General features: G+C 45.0%; 15 protein-coding genes. 12 read left to right on the top strand and 3 right to left on the bottom strand.

Features of this window, described 5'->3' with window-relative positions; translation table 11 throughout:
* Positions 1-186: 186 nt before the first annotated feature.
* Genes EJ361_RS20595 through EJ361_RS20580 form a run of 4 tightly spaced genes read left to right on the top strand, consistent with a single transcriptional unit; the run spans position 187 to position 3,054 of the window.
* On the top strand, positions 187-954 hold the full coding sequence (locus tag EJ361_RS20595; RefSeq protein WP_126247830.1) for a hypothetical protein: 768 nt from the start codon (positions 187-189) through the stop codon (positions 952-954).
* The gene (locus EJ361_RS20590; RefSeq protein WP_164714347.1) at positions 954-1,439 is read left to right on the top strand and encodes a nucleotidyltransferase domain-containing protein; all 486 of its coding nucleotides are present in this window, start codon (positions 954-956) and stop codon (positions 1,437-1,439) included. The genes EJ361_RS20595 and EJ361_RS20590 overlap by 1 nt, the downstream gene beginning before the upstream one ends.
* 15 nt (positions 1,440-1,454) lie before the next feature.
* On the top strand, positions 1,455-1,835 hold the full coding sequence (locus tag EJ361_RS20585) for a hypothetical protein (RefSeq protein ID WP_126247826.1): 381 nt from the start codon (positions 1,455-1,457) through the stop codon (positions 1,833-1,835).
* A gap of 31 nt (positions 1,836-1,866) precedes the next feature.
* Positions 1,867-3,054, top strand: a complete 1,188-nt coding sequence (locus EJ361_RS20580; RefSeq protein WP_126247824.1) for an HNH endonuclease — start codon at positions 1,867-1,869, stop codon at positions 3,052-3,054.
* A gap of 146 nt (positions 3,055-3,200) precedes the next feature.
* On the opposite strand, the gene EJ361_RS20575 is transcribed toward EJ361_RS20580, so the two are convergent.
* Positions 3,201-4,418: a GNAT family N-acetyltransferase gene (locus EJ361_RS20575; RefSeq protein ID WP_126247822.1), complete on the bottom strand. Its 1,218-nt coding sequence runs from the start codon at positions 4,416-4,418 to the stop codon at positions 3,201-3,203.
* A 934-nt stretch (positions 4,419-5,352) separates the two neighbouring features.
* On the opposite strand from EJ361_RS20575, the gene EJ361_RS20570 reads away from it, so the two are divergent.
* From EJ361_RS20570 to EJ361_RS20555, 4 genes are read left to right on the top strand one after another with little or no spacing between them, the layout of a single operon-like run.
* Complete coding sequence (locus EJ361_RS20570; protein ID WP_126247820.1) at positions 5,353-5,622, top strand: hypothetical protein; 270 nt, start codon at positions 5,353-5,355, stop codon at positions 5,620-5,622.
* Positions 5,623-5,644: 22 nt separating this feature from the next.
* Positions 5,645-5,938, top strand: a complete 294-nt coding sequence (locus tag EJ361_RS20565) for a helix-turn-helix domain-containing protein (RefSeq protein ID WP_126247818.1) — start codon at positions 5,645-5,647, stop codon at positions 5,936-5,938.
* Positions 5,935-6,735: a reverse transcriptase family protein gene (locus EJ361_RS20560; RefSeq protein WP_126247816.1), complete on the top strand. Its 801-nt coding sequence runs from the start codon at positions 5,935-5,937 to the stop codon at positions 6,733-6,735. The genes EJ361_RS20565 and EJ361_RS20560 overlap by 4 nt, the downstream gene beginning before the upstream one ends.
* Positions 6,736-6,738: 3 nt before the next feature.
* Positions 6,739-7,842: an exodeoxyribonuclease VII large subunit gene (locus EJ361_RS20555; protein WP_126247814.1), complete on the top strand. Its 1,104-nt coding sequence runs from the start codon at positions 6,739-6,741 to the stop codon at positions 7,840-7,842.
* Positions 7,843-7,859: 17 nt separating this feature from the next.
* On the opposite strand, the gene EJ361_RS20550 is transcribed toward EJ361_RS20555, so the two are convergent.
* Positions 7,860-8,720, bottom strand: coding sequence for a hypothetical protein (locus EJ361_RS20550; RefSeq protein ID WP_126247812.1), 861 nt, complete (start codon positions 8,718-8,720; stop codon positions 7,860-7,862).
* A 757-nt stretch (positions 8,721-9,477) separates the two neighbouring features.
* Between EJ361_RS20550 and EJ361_RS20540 the strand changes: the two genes are divergently transcribed.
* Positions 9,478-9,963 (top strand): JAB domain-containing protein, encoded by a 486-nt coding sequence (locus tag EJ361_RS20540; RefSeq protein WP_126247810.1) that lies wholly within the window; start codon positions 9,478-9,480, stop codon positions 9,961-9,963.
* A 540-nt stretch (positions 9,964-10,503) separates the two neighbouring features.
* Here the strand turns inward: EJ361_RS20540 and EJ361_RS20535 are convergent.
* Positions 10,504-11,610: a hypothetical protein gene (locus EJ361_RS20535; protein WP_126247808.1), complete on the bottom strand. Its 1,107-nt coding sequence runs from the start codon at positions 11,608-11,610 to the stop codon at positions 10,504-10,506.
* Between the two features lie 419 nt (positions 11,611-12,029).
* On the opposite strand from EJ361_RS20535, the gene EJ361_RS20530 reads away from it, so the two are divergent.
* From EJ361_RS20530 to EJ361_RS20520, 3 genes are read left to right on the top strand one after another with little or no spacing between them, the layout of a single operon-like run.
* On the top strand, positions 12,030-12,869 hold the full coding sequence (locus EJ361_RS20530; protein ID WP_126247806.1) for a M12 family metallopeptidase: 840 nt from the start codon (positions 12,030-12,032) through the stop codon (positions 12,867-12,869).
* On the top strand, positions 12,814-14,079 hold the full coding sequence (locus tag EJ361_RS20525; protein ID WP_126247804.1) for a M48 family metalloprotease: 1,266 nt from the start codon (positions 12,814-12,816) through the stop codon (positions 14,077-14,079). The genes EJ361_RS20530 and EJ361_RS20525 overlap by 56 nt, the downstream gene beginning before the upstream one ends.
* Entirely contained in the window at positions 14,076-14,870 is a 795-nt protein-coding gene (locus EJ361_RS20520) for a hypothetical protein (RefSeq protein ID WP_126247802.1), read from the top strand. The genes EJ361_RS20525 and EJ361_RS20520 overlap by 4 nt, the downstream gene beginning before the upstream one ends.
* Positions 14,871-14,967 lie beyond the last annotated feature (97 nt).

The following is a 14,967-nucleotide window of genomic DNA, read 5'->3' as shown; positions in this document are numbered from 1 at the left end:
ATTGTTTGTGGTTAATATTCGCTTCAAATTCGTTCTCGTTAGATCTTACCCCAGCTAGCAACGTGTTGTAGTGTGGTGAACGCGCTTTTGCCCATAAGAATTGCAATTATAGAGGGTGCTTTATTTGGACTGACACCACTACAAACGTTGGAAGTTTCATCCCCCGTTCACACATAATTTAAGTGCATGGCACAACGTGTCCCGTTTTATGCCAGCTTCAAGACCATTGGCCACTTGAATGCTGCCGGAGACTGGTTGCTATACCTGTCTGTATTTATCAACATCGCCAATGTTTTGATCGAACGGCTGCCTGTCACCGATCAGACAACTACCTGGAAGCAAATTGTTACCGGCCTGATTTGCCTTTTAGCAATCTGCTGCTTCTTGCTGGACCAGCTCAGTAATTATTTGTTCTTTTGCGCGAACATGTGGCGCAGAAACGATCTTTTTGATAACAGCCTCAACACCGTGCTGTCCGAAGTGATTTCCGAAGGGTACTTTTCAAATGATGAAATTCATCCCGGTATCTATAAACTTGGCGTCAACAGCTTTGAAAATACCTTCCTTACGCTTGCTGTTGTTAAAGAACAATTACGATCGAGTGTGATAAAATTAGCGATTGTTGTGATCGTCATGCTCTTTGCTATAATTTTTGGTCCTAATGAATGGTTTATTGTGCTTATCCAACTGGCCATTCCATTTGTTATCGCACAGCAAACTATTCGACTATTGCTCCTGAAGAACCGATTGGCTATGATCCTGGACAGTTTTAAACAAACTTTTGCTCTCCCAAGGGGGCAAGCCCAGGATAATTACATTATTAACGCGATGACCAACTATGAAGCAACCATGGCCTGGGCGAGCATCAAACTTTCGGATAAATTGTTTGACGAAGCCAATTCTTTAATTTCCGGCCAATGGATCGAACTCAAAAAAAGACTAAATATTCAATAATGGCCCGAACAGTAGATCAAGCATTTGATGAACTTATTAAACGCATCCAACCATTACCATCCGAGCAGGGCAAGGTAAAGTCACATTACAGTACTGTAAACTCCTGCCTCAGCCGCAGTTTCGGATGTTATGACCTTCGTGAAATCGGCTCTTTCGGGAGCGGTACGAGTGTGCGCAACTATAGCGATACAGACTACTTTGCTGCCTGCCCATCAGAAAAGATTTCGGAAAATTCCAATACGATGCTTGTTAATTTCCGAAACGCTTTATCATATACCTTTCACTCCACAACCGGGATCAGGGTCAGCTCTCCTGCAGTAAGAATTCCATTTGGATCAAGGGTTTCAGAGCTTGTTGAAGTTTGCCCCGCACGGTTTAAAGGCTTAATTCAAACACCACTTGCGCAGCGGCCATATTATGAGATCCCCGACAGTAACGGTGGTTGGATGAAAGCCAGTCCAAACGCGCATAATCATTACGTATAGCACTACAATAAAAAATTGGGTTTTCGGCTAAAACCCCTCATCCAGCTTGTAAAAGCCTGGAAGTTTTATAACAATGCAGAAATCGTTTCTTTCTATCTTGAACTGAGGACCACCAGTTACGCTGACTCGACCACCACAGTATCCTACAAAAAAGACATGCGTGCTGTTTTGCGGATGCTATACGCCAACCAACTGGCAGCCATGAGGGATCCCATGGGTGTTTCGGGGCTTGTGCCTGCCTGCAAAACCGAAAATCAGCGTGCCAGCGCCTTGTCTAAATTGGAATGGGCGGTCGAGCGCTCCACGAAAGCAATAGAAGCAGAGGACCGGGGCAAGATCGACCAGGCTTTTTATTACTGGAATCTGGTTTTTGGCAATTGCTTCCCGGCAATGTAATTGGTGCGTTCACTTCAAAAATTCCGACCTTATGATGATTTGCTACAATTGTAATACTCGCCTAGAGCCAGGAACGCTTTCCGAAGAGCACATATTTCCTCAGGCTATCGGAGGAAGGCTAACTTCATTAACCCTTTTATGCAAAAAATGCAATGAGCATTATGGGGCGACCATAGATGCGAATCTTGCCAAAAGCTTTGAGTTTTTTGTCGCAATGCTCATGTTGGATCGGGAGCGGAGCGAGAAGATTCCTGTCATCAAAAACCTGGTCACTGACAGCGGTGAGAAATATTCACTTCGTGACGGTAGGTTTCCCGAATCTGTAGAACCGCCTGTTACTGTCGCAGAGGGCGGTAAGAGTTATCATATCTCAGCCAGGAACGAAAAAGAATTCGAGACAATAATCAGGCAATTTAAAGACAGATTCCCGGAAATAGACCTGGAAGACGTGAGGAGCAAGGCTGTGCGATCAAAGTCCTACATGGATAAGGCACTTCATGGATCTTTGACCCTTGGCGGTGAACAGGGACTTCGGGCCGTCGCCAAAATTGCACTCAACTTCTATTTACACAGCGGAGGAGATCGGACAGCGGTGGGAGAGATATTGCCGGTAATAAAAGGCGAAATTAGCAACGAACAACATGCGCACCTTTACTACATTATTGATTCATTGGAGCTTTCAGGAAAAGAGGTGTTTCATTTCGTTCAAGTCAATGGCGATCCAACAACGGGATTATTATATGCTTATGTTGTATTATTTAGCAGTATTGGATACATGGTAACCCTGTCCGAAAACTACCGTAGCGAAAAGTTTGAAAAGTCGTTCGCCTATGATGTCGTTACACTCACCAAACTTGAAAAAAAGGTAATTACAAATTATGAAGGACGGCTATCGTATGTTTCAATGGTGAACGACGCCAATATGGCGAGAGAATTGAATTCAAAAATTATCAATTCCATACAAAGCCATTTAAACCGTATTATGGCGGTAGCGGAGCATTTGCAATACACCAAGGGCGTGCAGGATTACGCTCAAGCAGCCATAACAAAGGTGCTCCAGAATCTCAATGGCAAAGATGTAAGTGTTAAGGACTTTTCCCAGCAAGTAATGGACATTTTCATGAAGGATGCAGCGCCATTTTTTGAACACTTTCTGAAAAAGCGCAAGTACATACAACGCAATGATGCAACGGAGGAAATTCCCAGTAATCTGGATTAAATAGTGGTGGAACGTCTCGACCAGCCGCGGTTTAGTAATCGGGCCTTTTTTCTGATGTACTGAACCCGACCTTTAACAAATTTATCCTACTGGCTATGTGCCTTCCGCCAATCGCCCAATTAAGGTTTGGCGCAGATCCCCTAATTCTATTTCATCATATCGAGATCTCCATGGCGATTCAAGAATGATTGCATAGCCTCAGATACAGGATGGCTTACCCAAAAGTTTCCATACTGTTGTTTGAACTTATCCCATCTGTCATCAAGTATTCCTTTACCCCGATATACTGGTGCAATCCAAACCCAATCCAGGGCCCAACGGTCAGGTTCTGCGAGTCTAGCACCTGGCTGAAAAGAACACGCACCAACGATTACCTGCTCGTTATTTGTAAATAGGTACCCGTGCGCCTTTGTCTTAGCTACCGCGGCTTTATTTTCGGGACTCACCCATTGTGGAAAATCAAAGTGCATCTCGCGTCTGAATGCTACGGCCCGTAAGTGCATTTGCTCGTGTTTCCACATAGGAGACGCGCTGGTGACCAATTCACTATTCTCATTGATCGACATTTCGGCAATCATTTCAGATAAAGGTAAAGGCCGTAGGTAAATCAGTCTTTTTTTGTGTTCGCGACGGTGGAGCAAGCTAGATTCTGGATCACCTTTCAACCACTCCAGCCCGCATTCAGTGCAAATCATCTTTTTGGTTTGCATCAATTTTCGTGGCCTGGGAGCTGACACGTCCAACAACATGCTATCGTCAGTCTTATGTCTGTATAAACGTGCTTTATAGCCAGCAGGTGTAGAAAGACTTTCATCCTCCCTCATCCTGATCCAGTCACCGTCGTAATTTTCCGAGCCAAGGGCGACCGGACTATTTCTGCCTCTGAACCGAGGATACCATAGAATGTCCAGTTCCTCGACCGTAAGGATTTTTCTCCTACGTGGCTTTAAGGAGGGTAACAATTTATTTACCAATTCGTAAGCGGGCGTCTGCAACCCGAATTGTTCCAGCAGAATTAGAACCGCAGCAATAGGTTCAGGACGTAAAGCATTGTATTCTATAACGCCTGTAGCAATCGACCTAGGCCGAAAGCACACTTTTTCCCAGGAGAACCGAAGTGCAGCAATGAGCTTTGACACATCCAAATTGATTTCCTCAAGCCTCGGATCCAACGCATAGATTAGATCCTCCAAGTCCGCCGACAGCATCCAGCCATCTCGAAATAGTTTGGCAATTAAATTCAGCACCGGACGCTGACGACTGGTGCGTATGGGCAATTTAAGGGCTGACCATAACTGCTCGATAATTTGTCGTTCCGTTATAAACGTTCTTTGACTGCCACCAAATTCCTGAAAATCAATCATACGAAAAGTAGAATTACGGTTTAATATGCGCAAAAGGCATTTTCGAATTTACCATTTATTCGACAATCAAGGTTGGCGATGCATTGCCCTCTTGAGGATCACCTATGTTTAACTTTCAGTCAGTATAGGTAACTTTTAACTGACTATTTATTAGAATATTATATGTATAACAATTATATATGCAAAAATTACTTTCACTGTGAGTTAAAGTGCTGTATATTTGCAGCAGTTCTTTGATAGTCGACAGTTACCATATGTCTTAAAGCGCTTAAATGCGCAATGGGTTGATTCCGGCATCGCCGGATGAATGCCCATCATTGTTTGCTCGCAGCCGCCTGGGCCGAAACGCTCTCAGGACGAACAGCGACGCAAATACGGTCCGCCGGTAAACTGCAACCACTCAAAAGTGTCTGCAACTCCACCGGTGCAAAGTAGAAAAGACGAAAAATGCTGCTATTGCTAACAAGTAATTTCGGCAACCATGCAGACTTCCTACGCAAAGCAGGTCAGGACACGGCGTCTATCCGCCTTGCTGATCTTCCATGCGCGGACAGTTTTGTTAAATCGTCTCGGCAAGTACAAGACAGAACGGCTCAGTATGCTGGTGCTGACTTCATCCGATACGCTGAAATAGGCGTTGGGCGGAGGCGCAGAGCAAGGAATATTGAGTATTGGTAGTAAACTACCGGTAATATTCGTTCACGTCATACTCATGCCCATGCTACTGGTATACACTCAAGTAGTCTTACCATGAAACGTTGCCCCATCCGCCATCAGGCTGGTGCTGGTTTACTTTGAAGGGATTGACCTGAGTTACCTTATTGGACAGGAAAAGTTAAGTGATTTCTAAGTGTTGAACCACGACAAATATTGGCTAACTGCTAACGGACAGGGGGCAGCATATGCTGTCCTTAACATCAAAAAACACATTACAATGGGTTTTAAGAAAAAGACGTCCGCGTCGACAAACGACCTCATCGAAGGTCTTCAACAAATGTTAAGGAACCGTGGTTCAATGACGGTTGAAGATGCCGAGCTTTTAAATGCAGTAATTGATCATCTTAAGAAACACGAAAGGTTGAAGGGAGATGAAAGGTTACAAAATGGCGTAAAAGTAGTAGACCTGCTGCTCAGGTTCTTTTCAAATCCTGTAATAGGGGAGAAAGTATCGGAGCTCGTCAAATTTATTAGTGAGAATCTTTAACCGTCCACTTAATTTTATTTTTATGAATTTAGGCAATACCATATCGCAGTTAAGGGGAAAGAAGGGATTGAAGCAGTCGGAAATGGCCGAGCTATTGCATATAACATCCACCTATCTGTCACAGATAGAAAATAATAAGAAATTGCCGACCATGGCATTGCTGGAAAGAATCAGCAACCAACTATCGACACCGCTACCGTTTATATTTATGCTGTCTATGGACGACAAGGACATTCCCCCCAGCAAAGCCGCCCATTTTAAATTGCTTCAGCCGGCTCTTCGGCAATTTATGCTTGAACTAATCGATACCCCATGATTCTTTCGTACCCGCACCTGACCGCCATATTGAAGTACTCGATAGTAGAGATCGAGCAAATGATCAGCGAGAAGGAAGATTTGCACTACCATTTCCAGCGAAAGAAAGGCATTGTAAAAGGCGAGAAAGTATTCCGGCATTTTCACCCGAGCCGCCAGCGCCTCCGGGATCTGCATAATCGCATTTACGATAAAATTTTCAGTAAGATTGAACTGCCAGATCATCTTCATGGCTGCACCAAGGGCAGAGGCAACATCACTAATACCCGGCCTCATCAGGGGAAACTGTACAAATTTCATACGGATCTAAAGTCATACTTTGACTTCGTGACCAACAAAATGGTCTACAGCAACCTTCGCAGACTAGGATTTTCCCAGAAGGTAGCCCGACTGCTTACAGCGGCAACAACTTTCCGGGGCCATCTGGCGCAGGGACCACCGACAAGTCCATTTCTTGCCAACATTGCAGGCTTCGATATGGACAACGAACTACTGGAGTTATGCAAGGCTCACCGCATTACTTACACTCGGTACGTTGACGATTTGGGCTTCTCCTCCCAGGAAGATTTCCAGGCGCTTGTTCCGCGTATCATCGAAATCATAAACAAATACGGATTTTACATTGGGTATAAAAAAACCAAATACAAGGCTGGCCGCCTGGTCGTAACTGGTGCTGATATTGGCCAAAACGGTTTACGGCCAACGCAAAAGCTGTTGGACAAATATCTAGACCCCACCACGCCGGAACCCACCCGTAGAGGCTTGGGGTACTATTTTAAAGGTTTCAAACAGAAGTGACGTATGGATACAATTAAAGAGGCGGAGAATGTCACCTTAACTCCAGCTTATGGGCCGGGGTCCATTCTACATGGGTTCAGTAACACGATGACTTCACCCTTGCTTGGAAAAGTCCTTCCCATCAAAGGTATTTATCGTGCCGGGAAAGGAGTTAGTTATGGGGGGCAATTCTACGATATCCTGAAAGACGAAACAAACGACGCCAATATCACGCTCGTTGTTCCAGAGAGCATCCGACAAACCATTACGGAAGGCCAGCTTATTGAAGGGGCTGCCTACCTCAATAAGCGACTCAATGTCGGCACCGGCAGGCTCGACTTGCTACTCGTATTGTCGGAGGTTTTCCGGAAGAAAGAAGTTGAAGTCGATCCTGTCGCTCAAAAGACCGCCGCGCTGCTTCGTCGCAAGGCAGACCACGGGTATAAAGATGTCAATCGGCTGGTCAAAGAACGGTTATATAAAGATTTTCCCATACGTATCGCCGTTATTATAGGGCAAACCGCAATTGTCGACCAGGATATCCTGCACCAGGTTAAAGATGCGGCGGTGCGCTTCGAGATGCACTTCATCCGGATCAACCTGACAAGGCCTCAGGAAATTGTCGCACAATTTCAACAATTGGTAGATGTAGATTTCATTGTGGTTACAAGGGGAGGCGGGGAGAACCTGCAGGTCTTTGACCAAATCGAGCTAGCCGAACGCGCACTGGGTCTGAAAGCAGCCTTTATAACCGCCATTGGACACGCCGTGGATAAGACCCTGTTGGAAAAAGTGGCAGATAGAAGCTTTATCACCCCAACAGCGTTTGGCCAATACCTGTATGACATCTACAACCAGACGATGGAGGAAATGGCCCAATCAAAGTCCAAACTTATCGGAGATATTTCCAGACAAGTGGAGCTTCAGTTCCAAAGCCGGCTTACTGACCTTACAAACCGATTAAACGAAGCCACTGCTGCCAATAAACAAAGCCAGGAACAATACCAATCGTACGTTGGAGAAATGAGCAGCAGAATCGAATCACTACGCTCCAGAAACTCCGTACTTGTCGTAGTTCTGATCGTCGTCGCAATTATAGCGCTGGGCATCTTCCTTGCTTTACGTTGAAGCTGGCACCAGTCAATCTAGTTTTGAGGTGCTTCCTGCGGCGTAGCTAACAATTGAAGCCTTAATAAATCCCGTTGGAATATGCGGCCATCCTTCTCTCTCCACTCGCTTAACAGATATGAGTCTGCAAACATTTGCGCGGTCTTAATAAGGTGACGTTGTTCATCTTTGGGAATTGTCGGTCGGATGCCTTGCAGCACACTTATCACTGTGTCTGCATGGTCGTTTACATAGTTAACCGGCCAAAGCATTTCATATAATTCGGAAGGTTCTCCTTTTTCGTTAATGTTAATGGGCTTGAAGTAGTACGGTAAGGAGACATTATATTCTCTTATGTCTTTCGTGAAATACGAAAATTCGGGTATCGTGTTCCGCACTGCCTGTAAATCGTTGATGACCTCCGGTGAGACAATCACCCGCATGCCAGAAAGTTTACTTTTTTCAGAAGTAAGATATGCGCGAGCTACTGCAAGCCCTACCGGATTTAGCTCATTCGTGCCATTTACCATTGATCCTATATCTTTAAATTTTATCACCCAATCTTTCACAATGCCACACCTCAGAAATGGTGTCGTTTCTTCTTCGGGCTTGAAATTCGAATAAAAGTTAAATGTACTGGTGAAGATCTGGCCAACAGCAACCAGGAGCGGCTCAATGGAGGCGCAATCCAGGTAAAAACAGTCGCTAAACGATCGAACATACACTTTGTCCTCATATTGTGTATTTAGATGTCCGATTCCCCAAATAAACTGGGTTGCCAGATTTTCATAGATGCTCTGAAGCGTCCGCGCTTTTTGTTCCAACGTCGTTTTGTCGTCTGTGACAATTACTTTATAGCCCAACACGTCAATAAATGCGCAATATCTTGTTTCTACCATTATCAGATCTAATGTTTTGATTGAATATACAATTTTTACTTCGTATGCAATTAAAGATAAGAAGGTCCAATGAAAAACACAATTCGACGTAGGGGGGCAGTAAGCATTAAATATTCAATGCGCCAGTACTATGAGTGACATCAGCATGTAGGAAATGCCAGAACCTGAACAAAGGTGGCACCGGATGCAAGCCAGGTAAAACGGATAGTATGGGAGAATTATCGATCACGACGGCCCTAGGGGTCAGCTGCATACGGTAGTTCGTTGGTATTGGGCCATAAGATCGCCTCCATTTAATCTACAAAAAGTTTAGCCCGTCGACACCGCCTGGCGGGTAGGCTCCTGACCGATGATTGCATTCTTCCACAGGGCACCCAAATGGTACTGCCAATGTCTCCAGGATACTTGATCACGCGATGGCAGGAAATAAGAAAAGCCACTGGTTGTTGCTTGCTGCTTTTCTTACCAGGCGGGGAGTCTTCATCATACCCCGCCTGCGCTGCACAGGGTGCACGAACCATTCAAGCAATCCAGCCTATCTTTCTCAATTGCCAAGTTTAGTTCCCAAACAAACTCATAAAAATGATGCTTTCCGAGCCATTTTTTTTACCAATTATTCCAAAAGCTCGGCATTCCCCTTCGGGGCGACCAAGACGTTCGGCATAAACCGCTGCGCTATTTATTCCGCGTGCGTCTTTGGTCTTACTCGGAGAATGCCGGTTGACCTCTCCATAATTTTTAAATCAAAAAAAATATTATGGAAAAGGTAACCAAGGTTGAAATTAAAGAGTCGTGGCTGCAGATTTCTGAAATCGACATTTCGTTCAGGAACAAAGTGAAGGCGAGTCAAAGACCAATAGTTTCGAATTCACATGATCTATTTGCGTTGCTTAAGAGTATATGGGATATGGATACCATCGAACTTAGAGAGGAAGTAAAAGTGATTTACCTCAATAGCTCAAATAGGGTGCTTGGTGTCATGACCGCTTTTAAAGGCGGAATAGAAAACACCATGCTGGACATTCGCCTAGTGTTGGCAGTCGCATTAAAATCAGTTGCTACCAGAATTGTGGTGGCGCATAATCATCCGAGCGGTAGTCTTACACCGAGCCTGGCCGACAGACAGATTACCGGACGCCTCAAGGATGCGTGCAACTTATTGAGCATGAAGCTGCTGGATCATATCATTCTTTCGGGCGATGGCGAGCACTATTACTCTATGGCGGACGACGGGGAAATATAGCCCCGTCGATTGAGCCAACCTTATGCGTATGTCAGTGTCGGTTGGCTTGAAATTAAGGTTTTGGTAAAAGCCGAACGACCGAATCCGGAAGGAGTGATTTGTCCTTATCTAGGGCTTGCCTTATCAATTGACTGTGACATTTCATACAGGAAAGACCGGAATTACAGAAACAATGGTTTATGTCCCCATTCCCGGCAAGTATGAAGGGAGCAAGTTGGTTCGCCCAGGTTTTGTATTTGAACCACAGCAGATGTGTGACGGTTCGCGAGCCCGGCTTAGTTTCTGGGCTATTAACTATGAGCTGAGCGGTTTTGGTTATGCGACCGCTGGGGAAGGGAACCTGCAGCTGCACGCGTTGGGTGAAAGCAAATACGAGCTCTCTGTCCTGTGGCAGCATAGCGTATTCCTAAAAGAAGCGGGAGTCATGCGGTTTTACCTGCTACCTGTAAAGCGGGCTAGGCACCTTTTGCCCCTGGAGTAATACATCCCCGGTCTTTTAACCTACCATCTAGTTCCCTGTAGGGATCTTCCCAGCGAAATTCAATCTCCGCTCCGCTCTGCGTCATTCAAATCTAGTTGCGCGTTATTGGGAATCGTCGCATCCGAACGGGTTGCCTTGCTTACGCTAATGTTGATTTTGTCCTGATGCACGCAAAGCTCTTCAATGGATTTGGACTGTTGCTCAACCTTTATCAGGTATTGCTCAATTGCCTCCCGATTGGCAACAATTGCCTCCTTCATTTCCGTTGCACAATTTGGGATAAAGTCTGCAACAAAACACATTCGCTCCGTTAGTTGGTACGCTTCCGCCATCACTTTCTCTTCGTCAAGGACAATTCCGTCAGGCAAGTGCATTTTTAGTGCTTCGAATAGCTTGCCCTGCATGTTGTGCATTCGGATGAAGGGGTGGGGATGCGACTCTTCAGCGAAATAAATATCCTTACCAGTCCTTTCTTTGGCCAATACCCAATATCGTATATTTGACGCAATCGCCAGACCTATCTCTCCCTCAATCGAAGGAATGAGCGCCTGATCTACATCCTTGGGATCAAATTTGCCGGCTATTCTTTGCGCGAGTAGATCCATCGCAAAATTATCCGCATCGATTTCTGACAAGTGGGAGATAGGCACGTCGTTGACAGCCCCTGGAGCTCCTTGGGGAGCCCGATAATCCGCCTGTAGTTCTCCTTTGCGCTGGACCAGGTGGGCCAGTTCATGGTAATGGACGGTCATTGATGTGTATTCCATCATTGCATTGTACAAACCAATTTTTCCCCGTTTCAATGCACTAAACATTTTGGGGCAATCAAGGTCAGTCACGATATCGTCCCAATCGCTACAATGATAATGAATCGTTTGAAAAAACTCAGCCTCCCAACCAGCGACCACATAAGGTGTAACATTCGATAACCCGTTTGGCCCCGCACTTGAGTTGACTGGGTCATAGTTAATGATCAAATATGCCTCCTGCGCTCCAATGGCTTCACGTACAGTCTGCAGGCATTTATCGGCCTCTAAATAGATTTTGTCCAGGAGCGGTTCCATCTCCTTCAACGCCTCCTCTTGGCTATAGTCTACAGGGTAATGGTTCTGTAATATTTCCCTCTTTCCACGGCGAGTTAGCAGGTCCTTGTATATGTCTATCATTTGTCTTTGGCTTTGCTGGTTCTATTATTACTGAGAACAGAACCGATGATAATTGTCAATTTAATGACTTTCGAACAGATACCAAAGAGTGAAGTATTCTCTCCCAGTACCAGGCAAGATTTACCGCTTGTATAAAGAAACACTTTTTTGAGAGTTTTTTGTGCGTTTCTGAAAATTGTCTAAATTAGAGTCAATAAGCTATTCATTTACGTTACGTAGCTCGACGATTCCAATTGGCTTTAGTAGCTCGGCCCCAAGAGAACTACAATTTTGTATCGCGCCAGCGAATTTCTGGACGTGCAAGCAATTGATTTAACAAACACTTTAATTCTTATTCATTTTGCTTGCCTTTGGCAAGTTCAATGTAATATGACGTAAGTCAAAGCATTACCCCATTACCTAACCTATAACCAGAAACAATGAAAACAGCATCTGTCGCCCTAGCTATCGGTATCCTGTTTGTATTGGTTGCCTGCAAGGGCAAGCCCAAAACTAAGCTTCCCGATACCGTACTATCAGAAAGCGATTCGCTAAATGCCCTGTATAAACGTCCCAAAGACTCAATTCCCCCCAAGATCCGATGGTGCACCGAAATATTTCCGAAGGCAGACTCTACAGGCCTTGAGTCTCTTCATGTAGGAGCACTTTCGATCTATCGGTGGAAGTGGGTACCGGGTCAACCAAAACAGATCAGGGTGTGCTTTAACGATGGTTTGCCATCCATTCAGGACAGAGTTAAGGCGATAGCCGCAGAGTGGGAACGATTCACCGGAGCTAAATTCGTTTATGTCCCGGCAGGGCAAAATTCCGATATCAAGATTTCATTCGCGAAAAAAGGAGTATCCTGGTCTCACATAGGCACAGATTCAAGAAATCATAACCCTTCGATGAATTTCGGGTGGCTTGAGGAAGAGCAAGTTGACTCTCTTTTCGCCTCAGTGGTGCTCCATGAGTTTGGACATGCAATAGGGCTTGTACACGAACACCAGCTCCCTGACGGCAATTTCATCAAATGGAAAGTAAGTGCTGTTTACAACTATTACCTCAACTATCCGAACTATTGGGAGGTAGATGACGTGAAGCGCAATATTTTCTCCCGCTACATGCGCGATCAGCTCATCTCTGGCACTTTCGATCCAACCTCAATCATGATGTACCATATTCCACCGGAACTCACAGAAGATGGATATACCACCCCAATCAATGTTAGACTTTCAGCCGAAGACAAGCGACTTGTTTCCGATGTGTACCGCCGCTAAATGGATAATAGTAGGGATAGCCGTCTTTTTGGCGGGCTGCAGCTCAACGCCGTTTAAAGCCCCTAACGATCATGCCAAAGGCTATATCGACTTAAAAACTGTTAAATTTTGTGGTGCTTTCCCATACAGCGATTCTGCGAAGAAGCGGTACGAGCTGAGCCCAGCGAGCGATCGAGCCCTTGAAATCATGCGCCAAATCGAGGAGTATTCAGGCATTTCCCAGGATATTGCTATCTGTCAGGGAAAGGTGTCCAATGCACTGGCAACTACGATCGATGGACGTAAGATAATAATCTACAGTGAAGACTTTATGAATGACATCGATAAGGTGTCCCGTACCGTATTTTGGCAATCGGTCTATATTCTGGCGCACGAGACAGGTCATCTATTGTACGATCACCGGCTCGCCGAAGATACAGCCACCAGGTTCAAGCAAGAATTGCAGGCTGATGAGTTTGCGGGTTTTATATTGTATAGAATGGGTGCCAGCGCTGACTATTCCACTTGGATCATGAACACTTCCTATCTCCAGAATGATGATAATTTGCGCACTCATCCCGATCGTGCACGACGGGCAAATGCCATAGACCGTGGCTGGCAGAAAGGATATATTCAAGCGTTTACCATCCCTGTCCCCCCGCCGCCACGATTTTACCCGGAATCCAAGCATGATTTTTCTCCTAATGGCTATTGCGATTGCCATCAGTTGCTTAGCCACGATAGCATATACCGTTTTCATTCGGATTTTATGGATGGCTGTGAACTGGATTCTATGATAACGGCCGGGCTTGGCATGGTTGATTACTTTATCACAGATAGTCTCGTGGGACCAATGATTTACAGAGATACGATGGTTGGTGTAATCATCGATCTTGCCAAGCCTGAATATGAACAAGAGCTCGGCGGGATGCTTGTACACACTGACCTGAAAGTACGCATCTTCCAATATAACAGAAAACTTAATCCACTATTCAACAACCACAACCTCTACGTTACGGAGTTACACAAGCCACATGCAGAAGAAGGATTCTGGAATTATTTCACAACGACAGTCAAGCCGGGTCAATGGATAAAATTCAAGGTGATTGTTGAGAATGCGACCAACATATTTCCTACGTACAGGTTTTCTTATTTTGAGTTTATACCACCACCAAGTGAACTTAATAATCCCATTATTTTTTCACCATTTTCCAAAAACATTCCTAAATGAAACATTTTTTGCCCCTCTTACTCCTAGTCCTGACAATTTGTACCGGAACAAACGCACAGAACACCTTGATTAAGGGAACTAAAATTGAAAAAAACAAGCTGTATCTAAAATTGGAGGGCGGCGAATTTAGGACTTTCGTGGATCGGGATAATGAAGCCGGGGACGAATCAATAGGGGAGAAGAAGAAGTTTGCTATGACCAGTAATGAATGCAATATTTATGTTAGATGGTTAAATCCACTCCACTATCAAATAAAATGGGCCGATTCCACATTTGAAGACGAAGCGGACCTGGCGGTTCAGTCATTTGTAACAAAACTGGTGGAAATGTTCGGCGCGCCAGTGGCCAACCTTAACAAAAACAATGCTGAAAGCGCCGCCGCAATTGCAAAATCTGGCTTGGGAGCTCCTGGAACCGGCGTAGGGGATTTGCATTACCCGCCAACCGGCTTCAAAAACGCGGAATTAACTTTCTTGTACCTATCGTTACGCCAGCTTGCAGTCTCTATTCCCCTTACGGCCGATGACATCAAAAACATTAATTCAATTGAATCGGATTTGAATACCTTGGATAAACTGATTGCGACCAATATTGCAGAAGGGGTGGAAGCTGAATTCAAGAAGTTATACGCCATTAAAACTGCGCAGCAGCTAGCTACCGACCTACCGGATATTAAGAAGAATATTAGTGAATTTGAAGAGCTAACCTTCAAACCTGCCGAAGATGCGGCCAAGGCTCTTTCAACGGCACTTTCCAATATTGAAAGTATAACTATTTTGCAATCAATTTAATATCAGGGTTATAGACGATAATCAATTAAACAAAAAATCCGATTAATAACAAACTTATTCCCTCCCCGCCGCAGGCACTGCTTCCGGACCCAGTTGA

Origin of the sequence: Chitinophaga rhizosphaerae, from assembly GCF_003958645.1 — a bacterium.
GTDB classification, from domain to species: Bacteria; Bacteroidota; Bacteroidia; order Chitinophagales; family Chitinophagaceae; genus Chitinophaga; species Chitinophaga rhizosphaerae.
This window is presented reverse-complemented; position numbering and strand designations above follow the sequence as displayed.

What these genes read in the sequence shown, in the direction of transcription:
- EJ361_RS20595 (WP_126247830.1), top strand. Translation starts at nt 187, where the DNA reads ATGGCACAACGTGTCCCGTTTTATGCCAGCTTCAAGACCATTGGCCAC.
- EJ361_RS20590 (WP_164714347.1), top strand. Translation starts at nt 954, where the DNA reads ATGGCCCGAACAGTAGATCAAGCATTTGATGAACTTATTAAACGCATC.
- EJ361_RS20580 (WP_126247824.1), top strand. Translation starts at nt 1,867, where the DNA reads ATGATGATTTGCTACAATTGTAATACTCGCCTAGAGCCAGGAACGCTT.
- EJ361_RS20525 (WP_126247804.1), top strand. Translation starts at nt 12,814, where the DNA reads ATGTTAGACTTTCAGCCGAAGACAAGCGACTTGTTTCCGATGTGTACC.
- EJ361_RS20555 (WP_126247814.1), top strand. Translation starts at nt 6,739, where the DNA reads ATGGATACAATTAAAGAGGCGGAGAATGTCACCTTAACTCCAGCTTAT.
- EJ361_RS20575 (WP_126247822.1), bottom strand. Translation starts at nt 4,418, where the DNA reads ATGATTGATTTTCAGGAATTTGGTGGCAGTCAAAGAACGTTTATAACG.
- EJ361_RS20530 (WP_126247806.1), top strand. Translation starts at nt 12,030, where the DNA reads ATGAAAACAGCATCTGTCGCCCTAGCTATCGGTATCCTGTTTGTATTG.
- EJ361_RS20570 (WP_126247820.1), top strand. Translation starts at nt 5,353, where the DNA reads ATGGGTTTTAAGAAAAAGACGTCCGCGTCGACAAACGACCTCATCGAA.
- EJ361_RS20565 (WP_126247818.1), top strand. Translation starts at nt 5,645, where the DNA reads ATGAATTTAGGCAATACCATATCGCAGTTAAGGGGAAAGAAGGGATTG.
- EJ361_RS20560 (WP_126247816.1), top strand. Translation starts at nt 5,935, where the DNA reads ATGATTCTTTCGTACCCGCACCTGACCGCCATATTGAAGTACTCGATA.
- EJ361_RS20540 (WP_126247810.1), top strand. Translation starts at nt 9,478, where the DNA reads ATGGAAAAGGTAACCAAGGTTGAAATTAAAGAGTCGTGGCTGCAGATT.
- EJ361_RS20520 (WP_126247802.1), top strand. Translation starts at nt 14,076, where the DNA reads ATGAAACATTTTTTGCCCCTCTTACTCCTAGTCCTGACAATTTGTACC.
- EJ361_RS20535 (WP_126247808.1), bottom strand. Translation starts at nt 11,610, where the DNA reads ATGATAGACATATACAAGGACCTGCTAACTCGCCGTGGAAAGAGGGAA.
- EJ361_RS20550 (WP_126247812.1), bottom strand. Translation starts at nt 8,720, where the DNA reads ATGGTAGAAACAAGATATTGCGCATTTATTGACGTGTTGGGCTATAAA.